This window comes from Senegalia massiliensis, assembly GCF_009911265.1.
In the GTDB taxonomy this organism is placed as follows: Bacteria; Bacillota; Clostridia; order Tissierellales; family SIT17; genus Anaeromonas; species Anaeromonas massiliensis_A.
The window spans coordinates 37,760-52,378 of the sequence record NZ_QXXA01000003.1 but is presented as its reverse complement, the minus strand read 5'-3'; the positions used below and the strand labels follow the sequence as shown (position 1 = coordinate 52,378).

Here is a 14,619-nt window from a genome sequence, read left to right as displayed (position 1 = left end):
AATATTAATATCAATAATTAATATATTTCAAAAAAAAAATAAACCTATTAAATATATAACAATACTAGGGTATTGACAACAAATTGTCTATAGACTATAATAAAAAGTGAAATAATAAACAAAACAAATCATTGAGGGGGATTTATAAAATGTCTAAAAAGAAATTTTTATCACTAGGTCTTGCTTTATTAGTATCTGCTAGTTTATTAGCTGGATGTGGAAGTGACGATAAAGAGGAAGAAGAAACTTCAACAGGTACAGAACAAGAGCAAGAAGAAACAACAGATGAAGAAACTTCATCAGGTGATGCAAGTTATGAAGATGGTGTTTACTTTGCTCAAGAAGATAGTTTTTCTGAGGAAAGTGGCTGGAAATATGTTACTACAATAAAAGTTGAAGATGGAAAAATAGTAGAAGCTGAGTGGAATGGAGCACATAAAGATGGTGGTACTGACAAAGTAACTAGATCAGAATCAGGTGAATATGGAATGGTAGAGCATGGTGGAGCACAAGCACCATGGGCAGAACAAGCTGAGAAAGCTGAAGCGTACTTAATAGAAAAACAAGATCCAACAGCTATAGAGTATTCAAATGATGAAGGAGCAACTGATGCAATATCAGGAGTATCAATTAAAGTTAAGTCTTTCTTTGACCTTGCAGAAAAAGCTTTAAAGAGTGATCCAGTTGGTGAAGGTCAATATAAAGATGGAAATTATACAGCTGAAGAAGAAGATTTTAGCGAAGAAAGTGGTTGGAAAGCTACAGCTAACCTTACAGTAATAAATGGATATATAGTTGCAGCTGATTGGGATGCTGTAAGTAAAGATGCACCTAAAGATGATGATGGAAATGAAAAGACAAAAGATCAAGTATCAGCAGATGGTGAATATGGAATGGTTGAAAATGGTGGAGCACAAGCATCATGGGTTGAGCAAGCAGATAAAGTTGAAGCATACTTAATAGAAAAGCAAGATCCAACAGCTATAGAGTATTCAAATGATGAAGGAGCAACTGATGCAATATCAGGAGTATCAATTAAAGTTAAATCTTTCTTTGAACTAGCTGAAAAAGCATTAGAAAGTGCAAAATAATAATTTAAGAATATAAATAAAAAATCTCTTAGGTAATTACCTAAGAGATTTTTTTATTTTAGAAAGGATTTCCATTTAAGCTTTTTAGTATTTGTTCTGATTTCTTTAAAGATTTAAATGCATTTTTATAATCGTCAATTTCAGAATATATATTACTTAATTCTTTGTATGCAAAAGATAAATATTTAGAATTTCCCACTTTACTCATCATTTCTATTCCTTTATTAATTGATTCAATTGCCTGGTTTTTATCACCAAGTTTATATAATATCATGCCTTTATAAACTTTTCCCAACCACATATTTACATAGTCTACTTTATGAAAGAGTAATTCTGGGAAAGTACTTTTATTAATTTCATCATAAGCTTTTTGATAGTCTTCTAACATATAATATACAATTGCTAATTGATTATGAAATAGATGTTTAGGATAGTGAGGAGTATTTTTAAACATTTCTCTAGCTCTTTTTAAATATTCTAAGGCTTTCATAGGTTCATTGATATCTGTATAATAGACACTAAAGTTAAGTTCTAATATAGCTAAATCTAATTCATTATCAGTAAATTGAGCAAATAATTTTGCTTTTTTAAAATAATGTAATACATTTTCATAATTTTCCATAACTCTATTTAAATTACCTTTTAGTCTATATAATTCACCTGTATTATAATAGACATTAGTTTCTTTGGATAAATTTATTGCATCATCAATAGGTTTAAAAGATTCATTTATCCTACCCATAGAAGATAATATTAAAGATTTATTAGATAAATATTCTAAATGAAAAGTAATGTCCTCTGTAGTGGAATTCATATATAATTCATAAGCTTCAGTTAATATATTTAAACATTTATTATAGTTTTGTTCGTTCCAATAACGTCCAAAAAATTCCATATAAGCTTTAGCAGCATAAGAATATAAATTATGTTGGTTATATATTTCCACTGCTTTTTTTAAATATTTATCTGATACTTCAAAATTCATTAAATTAACTTGACTTGCTCCGTTTTTATATAAAATATCTGCATATAATTTACTATTTTTATTTATATCATAATTATTTAAAATATCATCTAATACTTCTATAACTTTTTTATTTTCTCTGTTTCTCATATATTCATCAGCTATTTTTATTTTAGTTTTAATTTCTTCTATTGGGATGTTTTCGTTTAAAGTATTCTCATCTAAAAAATATGAAATTGGTTTACCTAATTTATTAGCAAGATATTTTAAATTTTTCATTGATGGCATTGCATTATTATTTTCTATTTGACTTAACATACTTTTAGTCATTTCCTTACCAGCAAGTTCAGACTGTGTGAGTTTTAATTCTTTTCTTAAGGATTTAATCTTTTCTCCAGTAGTCATATTTTCCTCCATAATACAGTTTAGTTATAGTATAGTATAAATATATTTAACTTTCAAGTGGAAATGAAAAAAGTTTAAGTAAATTAAACTAAATTGTTGACAAAATATATAATAAAGCATATAATAAAACTATAAGTTAAACTATATTAAACTTTATAAATATTTATCGAAAAAATAAGTTAAATATAATTTAATTCTATTCTATTGTAGGAGGTTATAAAATGAAAATTTATGTAATGAATAATGATTACAAATATAGCCCAAAAGATAATAAAGACATAATATTAGAGATGTTAAGAATATATTAGTAAAATTTAAAATAAAAGTATTGATAGGAGTTGATATAATGAAAAATAAAAATTCAAAAGAGCAAATTAATATTATTTTATACCTAACAGGGAAAGTAGTATCTCTGTTAGGTACACATATATACACTTTTGCAATTTCTTTATATATTTTAAGAACAACTGGGTCAGGTACTTCATTTGCTCTTAGTATTTTATTAAGCATGGTACCTAGAATAATTTTAAGTCCCATAGCTGGTTCTATAGCAGATAAAAGAGATAGGAAGAAAATAGTTGTTAGTTTAGATATTTTAAGTGGTATTATTGTACTTGGTTTAGTTGCTATATCATCTATATATGGTTTGAAGTTAGTGTTCATTTATACTACTACTTTTTTATTATCAGTAGTTAATACTTTTTTTGATGTAACTATAGGTGCAGCAATACCTAATTTAGTATCAGATAAGAAATTGGTTAAAATAAATTCTTATACTCAAGCTTCTACATCTTTATCAGCTATTATGGGACCGATATTAGGAGGTTTAGCATATGGATTAGTATCTTTAAAGTTATTTTTAATAATCAATGGTTTTTCTTTTATATGTTCAGCAATTTCTGAATTTTTTATTAATTTTAAATATAATATAAGAGACAATAATGAACAAGATGAAGAAAGTGAAGATACAGAGATTTCAGAAGGAATAAAATCTTTATTTAAACAAATAAATGAAGGGGTGCAATTTATAAGAGATATTAAGCCCATATATTCTCTTATGAAATTTGCTTTGCTTTTTAATTTATTAATAAACTCTACTTTAGCAGTAATTATGCCGTTTATAATTAATGATACACTTAAAATGTCTTCTACACAATTTGGAGTTATTGAAGGGTCATTTTCTTTAGGAGTTTTGGTAACTTCTATTATCGTAGGAAATCTTCCAGAAAGAGAAAAAAAATTTAAAATATTAGTAATTGGAACTGCTATGATGGGATTAATGCTCATATTTATAGGTGTTCCTACAATTGGTGGATTGAAGTATCTAAACAATCAAATACATTTTATATATTTTATAATAGTGATGATGACTTTTTCAATATTTATGATATTAGTAAATATTCCAATATCAGTTGCTATGCAAAGGATGACTCCAGACAAAATGATGGGAAGAGTTATGGGGACTATGAATACATTGGCTGGAGGTATAGCGCCATTAGGTGTTATAATTTCTGGATTATTATTAGATTCAGTTAAACCTTATATTATACCTATAATATCTGGTAGTATAATTATTATAGCATCTTTAATAATGAGTAAAAATAAAAATTTAAAAGATTTTTAAATTACTTTGAATTTTGGGTAAGGGTTAAAAGAGATTAGAAAAGGATGTAAAAATAATAATGCTTGAAAATACGAGAAATGATATAGTTAAGTTAATAGAAAGAAGAAGCCAAAAATAAAACTCATATTTCATCTAAATTTAAATACTATATTATATGTAGAGGTGAAATATTAAAGGATTGAGGTGGGGAATAAAATGGATGGATTTATGGATACTGGATTTCATGATATGATGAATCTTGGATCAAGATTAAGTAGTTGGTTTATTATTTATGATATTATTAAACTAATTATAATAGTTATAGTAGTAATAGTTTTAGTAAAGATGTTTATAAATAATTCTAAAAATAATAACTCAAATAGAGCAATAGATATTTTAAAAGAAAGATACGCATCTGGAGAAATAAGTGAAGAAGAATATAACAATAAATTGAAAAATTTAAAGTCATAAAAGGTGATCAAATATTTGATCACCTTTTATGACTTATTTAAATATTTTACGAATATTATCCACTGGCCTTATATTATGTCTTATATGCCATTTTATCCATTCAAGTGATACTATACATATAATTAACCAAAAAGCCCCTGAAAGCTGACCAGCAATTACGTCAGAAGGGAAATGTGCTCCTAGGTAAATTCGACTAGTACCTATAAGAATAAAAGTAATAGTAAATATTATAGAAAAAATCCATTTGAACTTTTTAGAGAATTTACTTTTAATAACTAAATAAATTAAAAACCCATAAAAAATTATTGAGCCCATTGCATGTCCACTTGGGAAACTATAACCTATAGCATCTATTTCAGGTATGATTGAAGGTCTTTCTCTCTTAAATATATTTTTAAGTAATTTTATTAAAAGTCCTCCACCTGCTACAGAAATTATAAGGAATAGAATATTTAATTTATCTTTATTTTTAATAAAAAATATTCCAGATATAATTATAGTTAAAGCAGCTAAAAACCAAACTGATCCTAATTCAGTTATGGTGGTGAAAAAGTCATCTAGAAAATCAGAAGAATTTGATGTAAAGAAATCTATGATTCTACTATCAAAATTTTTTACTTCTCTTTCAATAACTTCACCTGCAATTTCTGAGAATCCTAAAAAAAGCATTCCTGCTACTAAAAATCCAATTACTAAAAGTATAATTGGAAAAATTGAACTTTTTATTTCATAATCATTATTTGGCAAATAATACACCCTTTCATTATAACTATAATCATTTTAATATTACCCTAAGTTATGTTTAATACACATTTAAAATAGAATATTTGTCTTTAATGATTATATATGATAAATTTATGATTGTAAATATTTTCAATGTGGAGGCGTATATAATGAATGGAGTTTATTTACAAGGCGGAGGGGCAAAAGGTGCTTTTCAAGCTGGAGTAATTTATGGATTAAAGGAAAGAGGTATAAAATTTAATATAATTTCTGGAACTTCCATAGGATCAATTAATGGATATTACATATATACAGACAATATAGAAAAGTTAAAACAAACATGGCTTTCTATAGATAAAAAAGAAATAGATGACCAAGTGATAAAAGATAAGGTGATTGAAAATAAAGTATTCATAGAAAAGCTTAGTAAACTTAAAGGTAGAAATGAAGATGTAAAAGACTTTTATGTGAATTATATAAATATAAAAAATGGTGTACCTAATCATGTGGTTAAAAACATATCAAACATCACTAAAAAAGAAGCTTTAGATACTATAAAATATAGTTCTCTTCTTCCATATATAGGTCCAATTAATACACAGCTTAATGAAGCAATTAAAAACTTTAACTCAAGTATAATTTTTGAACAATTTAAAGAAGAACTAAAAAAAGGTAGCTATGATGGGTACAATTTAGATGGTGGTATATTAAATAACAATTTTTTAGAATGTTTTATTAAAAATAAGGTAGATAGAATATTTATAATACAATTTAAAAAAGGTTATCAGATTCCAGAGTATCTGTTTGAGTATTATGATAAAGAGGACATTATGGTAATAGAACCAACTATAGAGTTTGAACCAGGAGATACATTGAGATTTGAAGAGAAATTTTGTGAGTCTCATTTTAATGAAGGCTATAATATAGCAAAAAATATTGAATAAATATATAAAACCTTCGTAAACTATATCTATATACGGAGGTGCTTTTATGGATTTTATATGGAATTCATTAATACTATTAATTTCAGGTGTATTTTTCTTGAGGATATCAGGCAGAAAGTCAATTTCACAAATGACTATAGCTCATACAATTATAATGATTTCTATAGGTTCTCTGATAGTGCAACCTATAGCAGAAAAAAGTGTAACAAAAACAGTTATTATAGCAGGTATATTTATATTATTTACTATAATATTAGAATTTTTACAACTTAAATTAAACTTTATGGAAAAGATAATTACAGGTAAATCAATTATTGTAATTGATAATGGAAATATTGATGAAGATAATTTAAAGAAGTTAAGATTAACTGTTGATCAATTAGAAATGAGGCTTAGACAACAAGGTATCTCACAAATAGATTATATCAAGAGTGCAACTATAGAACCTAATGGTCAATTAGGATATGAACTTAAAAGAGAATATAGACCTTTAACAGTAGGAGATTTCGAAAAAATAATATGTTCTCAAGATAATAAAAATAAAGTCACAAATAATAATATATTTTCAGAAGTAAAATATAAACATATGAACAATACTGAAAATAAAAAATTAAAATAATAGGTTAATCATACATATAACTAAATAATTTTTAAAATTGTAATATCCATGTAATAATATAGGACTAAATTCCTATATTATTTTTATGACAAATTATAACATCAAATTTAGTTTAAATAGCTAAAATAAGCTAAAATCAGAGGGTTATATTGACTATGTGACATAGAATATTTAAATTTGATATTTTTATGAATTAATTATATAATAGTTTTATCGGAAAATATTATAATCTTGTTACTTAGAGGTTATATATTTGTTCAGAATTTGATATAATGTAATGAAAATGAAATATAAATATCCGTTATAAACTTCATATATAAATTTTAAACTACTCAAGGGGGAATTTCAGTGAATTTCAGAAAAATATCTGCTGTATTATGTGCAGCTATACTACTTAACGCATCATTTGTTTATGCTGATGTAGATAGTAAAAAAGGTGATTTAAATAAAACTCAACAAGAAATGAATAAGGTTAAAGACGATTTAAATAATACGAAAAAAGAAAAGAAAAGTGTAGAAGGTGAATTAAAGGAATTAGAATCTAAAATAAGTAATGCAAGTTCAGATATAAGTTCATTAGAAAATAACATATCTAATGTTAGAACTAATATAGAGAACAGTAAAAAGGAAATTGAAGAGTCTCAAAAAAGCATAGATGCTAAAAATGAATTAGTAAACAAAAGGTTAAGAGCAATGTATAAGAATGGTAACAATGTAAGCTATTTACATATTCTTTTGTCTGCTGAATCTATAGGAGAATTTATTGAAACGTTTGATACAATAAGGAAAGTAACTGATAATGATCATGAACTTTTAAAAGAAATGGAAAAAGAGAAAAAAATAGTAGAAGCAAAAAAAGATAAATTGGTTTCACAGGAAAAACAACTAAAGCTTCAAACAGTTAAATTAAAAGAAAAAAAGCAAGAACTTGAATTAGCATCTAGAAGCAAAAATGAAATAGTAAAAGAACTAGACCAAAGCATTCAAGTAAGTGAAGAGCAATATAAAGAATTACAAGAAGATTCTCAGAAAATAGCTCAAGAAATTAGAAGTTTAGAAGAAGAAGCAAGAAGAAAGTTAGAAGCTAAGAAAAAAGCTGAAGAAGAAGCAAGAAGAAAAGCTGAGCAAGAACAAGCAAATAAGGAAAACCAAGGAAATCAAGGAAATGATAATTCATCTAATACTAATTCAAAGCCTCCTGTTGAATCAACAAGAGCTTATAAGTGGCCAGTACCTGGACATAATAGGGTAACATCACCTTTTGGTAATAGAACTCATCCTATTTTTGGGACAGTGCGAATGCATACAGGTATAGATATTGGAGCTCCAAGTGGATCTACAGTAGTAGCAACTAGAGATGGTATAGTTCTTTCCTCAGGTTGGAAAGGTGGATACGGAAAAACTGTTATGGTAACGCATGATAATGGTACAACCTCTCTATATGCACATAATTCTTCTCTTTTAGTCAGTCCTGGACAATTTGTAAGACAAGGACAAGCAATAGCAAGAATAGGAAGTACAGGAAATTCAACAGGACCACATTTACACTTTGAAATTAGAGTAAATGGAAATTATAGAAATCCATTAAGTTATGTAAGATAAATGTAAAAAATGACAAGCATATGCTTGTCATTTTTTTATAGAGCATTGATATTTTAAAAAAATATAATATAATAGTTTAGAAGGAAAATAGATATTTATGTAGAAGTATATAATTAACAGAGATATTGGAGTTGAATTAATGATAAAAAAGATTAAAAATATATTTAAAAAGAAAAAGAAATTAACATATAATATAAATAGAAAAAGAAATTTTAAAACTATTGAATTAATGTTTAATAGCATTAAAAAAGAAAATGACTTTGTAGATCATAGTACTTGGGCAGACTTAAATATGAATAAAGTATATTCAAATATTGATAGAACTCTTACAACCCCAGGAGAGCAAAAATTGTATTCTATTCTGAGGGAACCTTTATATGATAAAGAAAAATTAGAGAAAAGAGGAGAGGTTATATCTATATTTGATAGGTATAATGATTTTAGAAGAGATGTTCACGAAGAATTAAATAGAATTGAAAGAACAGATGATGATATTATTTATATATTAAAAGAAGGTTTAGAAACTAATTTTATAATGAAAATAATCTACAATTTATTTACTATATTTTCTGTTTTAAGCATAGTATCCATATTTTTAATTCCAAACTTTAGAAGTAATGCTATTTTAATTCTTGGAGTTATATCTTCACTGAATATGTTTTTACATTACAGTGCAGGTAGAAAAATAGGAGATAAAATAGAAACTATTGAATATACAGGTAATATGATAAAGGTAAGTGGCAGTTTATTAAATGTATTGGAGAATAGACTTCCTAATTATTGTGAAAAAATTAATAGATTATATAAAACCACTAGAAAAATAGGTAAGAAATCAAAAATGATTACAACTGTTGAAGGTTTAGATGTATTTGCAGATTATATAAACATACTATTTTTAGTAAAAGAAAGAAACTATTTTTCAATTGTAGATCAGGTAGAAAAATATAATAAAGAAATAATAGAATTATATAATTTGATAGGTGAAATAGATGCATATGTTTCAATATCATTATATAGAGATAATTTAGAGTATTATACGATACCTAAATTTACTTATGAAAAAAGGGTAATGAAATCAAAGGATGTAATTCATCCACTTCTTGAAGATCCTATACCAAATGATGTAAACTTTGAAAAAGGAGGAATGGTTTTAACAGGTTCAAATATGAGTGGTAAATCAACATTTTTAAGAATAATAGGTGTAAACGTTATATTATCACAGACGATATATACAGTTTTAGCTAAAGAATATATATCATCATTTTATAGGGTAGTTAGTTCTATTAGTCTACAAGATAATATTGGGGAAGGAAAAAGCTATTACTTTGCTGAAGCAGAAGCAATATTAAGGATGATAAACTCAACTGAAAGTGAAGTTACAACACTTGCTTTGATTGATGAAATATTTAAAGGTACAAATCCAGTTGAAAGGATAAATGCAGCAGCTGAAATATTGAACTATATTGACAAACAAAATGCATTTACTGTTGTTGCAACACATGATTTAAATTTAATTCCACTTATACATAATTACATAAGATATTATTTCATGGAAAATATGACAGATGAAGGAATGGAATTTGATTATAAACTTAGAAAAGGTATATCTCCCACAAGAAATGCTGTTAAAATATTAAAATTTATTGGTTACCCAAAAGATCTTTTAGAAAATATTGATAAAAGATTAGAGAAAATAGAATAGTATTAATTAAAATTAAAAATAAAATTAAGAGGTGAGGGTATGAATAGAAAGATAATAGGTGTTATAATTATTTTAATAGGAATAGTATTATTTTTAAACTCTAATGATATTTTAGACTTAGATATAGGTAATTTTATTTTTACTTATTGGCCTATAGTTTTAATAGGGTCAGGATTATTTAGTTTAATTACTAATAAATCCTCAAAGGTAGGGGGAGCTATAGTATTAATAATAGGTATATTATTTCAACTTAGAAATTTAGATTTATTTGATGTATTTAATTATTTGGAATTTTGGCCAATTATTATTATAGTTGTTGGTATAAGTTTAATATTCCCATCTAAAGATAAATGGAATAAAGACGAAAGGGGTACTATAAGACCTGTTGCAATATTTTCTGGACTAAATTTAAAAAATACTTCAAATAATTTTAAAGGAGGTTCTGCAACTGTATTATTTGGTGGGATAGATTTAGACTTAAGAGAAGCTACTATAAATAATGATGAGTTAGCTACAATAGATTTATTTATTGCCTTTGGTGGCTTAGATATATTTGTACCAGAAGGTTGGAATGTAGAAGTTAAAGGATTGCCACTCTTTGGTGGATGGGATAATGAAACTAAAAATAAAGGAAATAAAAATTTACCAAAATTGAGAGTTAATTGTATTGTGCTTTTTGGTGGATTTGATATAAAAGATTATGGAAATAGTTAATTAAAGGAAGTGAATATATGAAATTACAAGTAAAAGATATTTATAAAACATTTGGTAAGAAAGAAGTATTACATGGAATATCATTTGATGTAGAGCAAGGTAAGGCATTAGGATTACTTGGGAGAAATGGTGCAGGAAAAACTACTACAATAAGAATTATTATGAACTTATTTGATCCTAATAAAGGAGAGATAATTCTAAATGGAAATAAATTCAATTCAAAAAAACAAAGTATTGGATATCTACCAGAAGAAAGAGGTCTTTATCCAAAACAAAAAGTATTTGAGCAATTAGTTTATTTAGGTGAACTTAGAGGTCTTACAAAGGCTAAAGCTAAAGAAAACACTCTTTATTGGTTAGAGAGACTAGGTGTAGATGAATATAAAAATAAAAATTTAGAAACATTATCAAAAGGAAATCAGCAAAAGGTACAACTTGCAGAAACATTTCTTACAAACCCAGATATAATTATATTAGATGAACCTTTTAGTGGTCTTGATCCTGTCAATTCACAAATATTAAAGGATATTATAAATGAACTTATAAGAGGTGAAAAATTACTTATATTTTCATCACATCAAATGGGTTATGTAGAAGAATTTTGTAAAGAAATAGCTCTTATTGATAAGGGGAATATAGTACTTACAGGAAATTTAGATGATATAAAAAAAGAATATGGAAATAATAGACTTACCATAAGTGCAAGTAATTTAACATTAGAAGAATTAAATAAAGTAATAAGTAGAGAAATAAATGATGTAGTTAGAGTAATTGAAAAAAGAAATAAATACTTATTATTAGAACTTGTACATAATAGTTCAAAAAATGATTTCTTGAAAAGAATTATAGAAAAAGGTATTGATATAGAAGAATTTTCATCCTATAAACCTAAATTAGAAGATATATTTGTTGAGAAAGTAGGTGAAAAATAATGAAAAACTTTTTGACAGTACTTAAATTTGAATTATTAGGACTTATAAAAAAGAAGACTTTTATAATTTCAACAATAATAATACTCTTAATATTAGCTATTGGGCTATCAGTACCCACTATCAAAGATTTATTTTCATCTGACGAAGGTGATGTAGATGGAGGTGGAGATGGAGATATAACAAAGGATGCTAAATTTGGATATGTAGATAATAGCGGGGAGTTTCAAAAGAGCACAATATTAGAAGAGAATTTCTTTGCTGGAGAATTGAAAAAATTTGAATCGGAAGATCAACTTAAAGAAAAAGTAAATTCTGGAGAAATTGAATCTGGCTATATAATAAAATCTCCTAATGAATATATAAGAGTTATAAAAAACAATGAACTTTTAGGAACACCTGATTCAGCTATGTTTGAACAGGCCTTGATTACATCATATAGGATAAATGGATTTAATGAAAAAGATATAGAATATAATGAAGTTGAAGAATTAATAAACCCTAAAATAAAATCAGATACTACTATACTTGGTAAAGATAGTGCAAGTAATTATCTTTATACATATATATTAGTATTTGGAATATATTTTATGATAATATTCTATGGTCAAGTTATAGCAACATCAGTTGCAAGTGAAAAAAGTAATAGAACAATGGAAATTTTAGTAACAAGTACAAATACAACTTATCTTATATTTGGAAAAGTTATGGCTGGTGCTATAGCAGGTGTATTACAATTTGGAATAATACTTGGTACAGCAATTGGTGTATATAAGTTAAATAGTGAAGCGTGGAATGGTGCATTAGATTTCATATTTGATATACCTTCAGATGTGTTGTTGCTCTTTTCTGTTTTTGGTATATTAGGATATCTTTTTTATTCATTTATATTTGGAGCACTTGGAGCTCTCGTATCTCGTACAGAAGATATAAGTGCAAGTTCAACTCCAATTACAATAATATTTGTAGCTGTATTTATGATTTCAATGTTTGGAATGCAGAATACTGAAGGTATGCTTTTAAAAGTAGCTTCATTTGTACCACTTAGTTCATTTATGGCTATGTTTGTAAGAGTTTCTATGGGTAGTGTTTCAAATATTTCAGTTATAATATCATTATTATTATTAACACTTTCTACTTTATTAGTAGGATATATTGCAGCTAAAATATATAGAATGGGTACCCTTATGTATGGAAATAGAGTAAAATTAAAAGATGTATTTAAAATAATGAGAAGTCAATAAAAAGTATAATAGTAACTTTTAAAGTATAATCCTCATATATTATTATTAAGCTTATGAATTTATAAGCTAATATAAGGTATTATAAAAGGAGGATTATTAATGTCTGGATATAATAAAGGTATCTTTGGAGGTTGTGGAGTTGATAGTGAATTATTATTTTTCTTCTTATTACTTGTAGTATTATTTTGCCAATGCTACGGAGGATATGGAGACTGCTAATAAACTATAAAAAAAGAGAGAGCTTTAAAGCTCTCTCTTTTTTTATAGTTTATTATAATTAATAGTATTTTTTTCTACCAAAACCTCTCCTACCAAAAGGTTTTCTATAGAGAGCAACTACTAATAAAAACCAAAGTAATAGACTTGAACCACTAACATATTGGCTTCTACTTAGTCTTGATGAACTAGGAACATTCTCATCTACTTTTATTAAATTTTTCAGGTAAGGAAGATTATCGGATGAACTTTGTTGAGAAAAGGTATTCATTTGTGATAATGCTTCTAAGTTTTTCATATGATGCAATTTAACTTCATTAGGAACTTCTTTTTGTACTTTTTCTATTTCATAAATAAGTTCTCTATCAGATATATTCTCATATTTTTTTGAATGCTTTTCTAATTCATCTAAAACATAGTCATCATAAAGAATTCTATTAAACATATATCCAAAGTTATGAGGCATTTTAATTATCTCCTTTCGTAGGGATTAAAATTTATAAATTACAATATTATACTATTTTTAATAGTTATATAGCTTCTTTTATGAGCTATTATATAATATGTAGAAAAATGCTTTTAGTTACAAGGACTAATGCTATATATCTTATATTTATAGCAATAAAGGAAAATAAGTTTAATATAGAATATTCTATATTAAACTTATTTTTTACTATTTTTAATATTAATACTTTCGATATTAGGTTGTAGTTATAATTCTCTTTCTGCTGTTTTAAGAGCCTGCTTGATAGTTTCATATAGTGTAATGGAAATATATTTAACCATATCTTCTTTATCTTTGTGATCTTTATCTTGAATCCAGCTAATTAAAAGAGCTGCTAGTGCTTCAGTATAAAAGTTTATAATGAATATTTTATAATCAGAAGGAACATCCATATTTTCAGAAAGCTGTTCAACAATATTTCCTACAATTGAAAGAAAATCCTTTTGGAAAAAGTGCTTTAGTTCATTTCGTCCAAGTCCATCTAAAGCACAATTACATATATGGTTGTTTTTTTCTACATAATTCATAACAAATAGAATGGCATCTTTATAGTCAGTAATTAAATCGTATTGTTTCACTACTTCAATTGCTTCTTCTTCAAACATCCATCTTACTAAATCATATATATTTGAAAAATGATAATAAAAAGTCTTTCGATTTACACCACAATCTTCAACTATTTCACGGACAGAAATTTTATTTAAAGGTCGTTTTTCCATAAATTTTTTAAGTGAAGAGGCAAGGGCTCTTTTGGTCATTAGACTTGTTGTTTTATACTTCAATATGTATCACCTCATTTGTATTTATTATATAACTGTAGAGTTATTTTATCAATTAATTTGACCATCAATTATATAGTAGTTGTCCGGTTTTTATACAAAGTCAAT

14 protein-coding genes are annotated in these 14,619 nt (G+C 26.0%); 10 read left to right on the top strand and 4 right to left on the bottom strand.

The annotated features are described in order from the left end of the window. Positions 1 to 149: 149 nt before the first annotated feature. Complete coding sequence (locus D3Z33_RS16615; protein ID WP_160196033.1) at positions 150 to 1,091, top strand: FMN-binding protein; 942 nt, start codon at positions 150 to 152, stop codon at positions 1,089 to 1,091. 58 nt (positions 1,092 to 1,149) lie between these two features. On the opposite strand, the gene D3Z33_RS01520 is transcribed toward D3Z33_RS16615, so the two are convergent. Beyond that, entirely contained in the window at positions 1,150 to 2,460 is a 1,311-nt protein-coding gene (locus tag D3Z33_RS01520; RefSeq protein ID WP_160196032.1) for a helix-turn-helix domain-containing protein, read from the bottom strand. 346 nt (positions 2,461 to 2,806) lie between these two features. On the opposite strand from D3Z33_RS01520, the gene D3Z33_RS01515 reads away from it, so the two are divergent. Next, entirely contained in the window at positions 2,807 to 4,084 is a 1,278-nt protein-coding gene (locus D3Z33_RS01515; RefSeq protein ID WP_160196031.1) for an MFS transporter, read from the top strand. A gap of 195 nt (positions 4,085 to 4,279) precedes the next feature. Continuing rightward, complete coding sequence (locus D3Z33_RS01510; protein ID WP_160196030.1) at positions 4,280 to 4,534, top strand: SHOCT domain-containing protein; 255 nt, start codon at positions 4,280 to 4,282, stop codon at positions 4,532 to 4,534. A 33-nt stretch (positions 4,535 to 4,567) separates the two neighbouring features. On the opposite strand, the gene D3Z33_RS01505 is transcribed toward D3Z33_RS01510, so the two are convergent. Then, complete coding sequence (locus D3Z33_RS01505; RefSeq protein ID WP_201750391.1) at positions 4,568 to 5,281, bottom strand: phosphatase PAP2 family protein; 714 nt, start codon at positions 5,279 to 5,281, stop codon at positions 4,568 to 4,570. A 146-nt stretch (positions 5,282 to 5,427) separates the two neighbouring features. On the opposite strand from D3Z33_RS01505, the gene D3Z33_RS01500 reads away from it, so the two are divergent. The 7 genes from D3Z33_RS01500 to D3Z33_RS01470 all read left to right on the top strand — a co-directional run bounded on the left by D3Z33_RS01500 (position 5,428) and on the right by D3Z33_RS01470 (position 13,011). Continuing rightward, entirely contained in the window at positions 5,428 to 6,201 is a 774-nt protein-coding gene (locus D3Z33_RS01500; RefSeq protein WP_160196029.1) for a patatin-like phospholipase family protein, read from the top strand. A gap of 46 nt (positions 6,202 to 6,247) precedes the next feature. After that, entirely contained in the window at positions 6,248 to 6,820 is a 573-nt protein-coding gene (locus tag D3Z33_RS01495; protein ID WP_160196028.1) for a DUF421 domain-containing protein, read from the top strand. 348 nt (positions 6,821 to 7,168) lie between these two features. Continuing rightward, positions 7,169 to 8,422 (top strand): peptidoglycan DD-metalloendopeptidase family protein, encoded by a 1,254-nt coding sequence (locus tag D3Z33_RS17080; RefSeq protein ID WP_160196027.1) that lies wholly within the window; start codon positions 7,169 to 7,171, stop codon positions 8,420 to 8,422. A 139-nt stretch (positions 8,423 to 8,561) separates the two neighbouring features. Beyond that, positions 8,562 to 10,124 carry a MutS-related protein gene (locus D3Z33_RS01485; RefSeq protein WP_160196026.1) on the top strand — a complete coding sequence of 521 codons (1,563 nt, stop codon included), beginning with the start codon at positions 8,562 to 8,564 and terminating at the stop codon, positions 10,122 to 10,124. A 39-nt stretch (positions 10,125 to 10,163) separates the two neighbouring features. Next, entirely contained in the window at positions 10,164 to 10,838 is a 675-nt protein-coding gene (locus D3Z33_RS01480) for a LiaF transmembrane domain-containing protein (RefSeq protein WP_160196025.1), read from the top strand. 17 nt (positions 10,839 to 10,855) lie between these two features. After that, positions 10,856 to 11,770 (top strand): ABC transporter ATP-binding protein, encoded by a 915-nt coding sequence (locus tag D3Z33_RS01475; protein WP_160196024.1) that lies wholly within the window; start codon positions 10,856 to 10,858, stop codon positions 11,768 to 11,770. Then, positions 11,770 to 13,011 carry an ABC transporter permease gene (locus tag D3Z33_RS01470; protein WP_160196023.1) on the top strand — a complete coding sequence of 414 codons (1,242 nt, stop codon included), beginning with the start codon at positions 11,770 to 11,772 and terminating at the stop codon, positions 13,009 to 13,011. Before D3Z33_RS01475 ends, D3Z33_RS01470 begins: the two co-directional genes overlap by 1 nt. A gap of 277 nt (positions 13,012 to 13,288) precedes the next feature. On the opposite strand, the gene D3Z33_RS01465 is transcribed toward D3Z33_RS01470, so the two are convergent. Further along, a complete protein-coding gene (locus tag D3Z33_RS01465) occupies positions 13,289 to 13,693 on the bottom strand; it encodes a hypothetical protein (RefSeq protein ID WP_160196022.1) in 405 nt (134 codons plus the stop codon). 245 nt (positions 13,694 to 13,938) lie between these two features. Then, positions 13,939 to 14,514, bottom strand: a complete 576-nt coding sequence (locus D3Z33_RS01460; RefSeq protein WP_242620541.1) for a TetR/AcrR family transcriptional regulator C-terminal domain-containing protein — start codon at positions 14,512 to 14,514, stop codon at positions 13,939 to 13,941. Positions 14,515 to 14,619 lie beyond the last annotated feature (105 nt).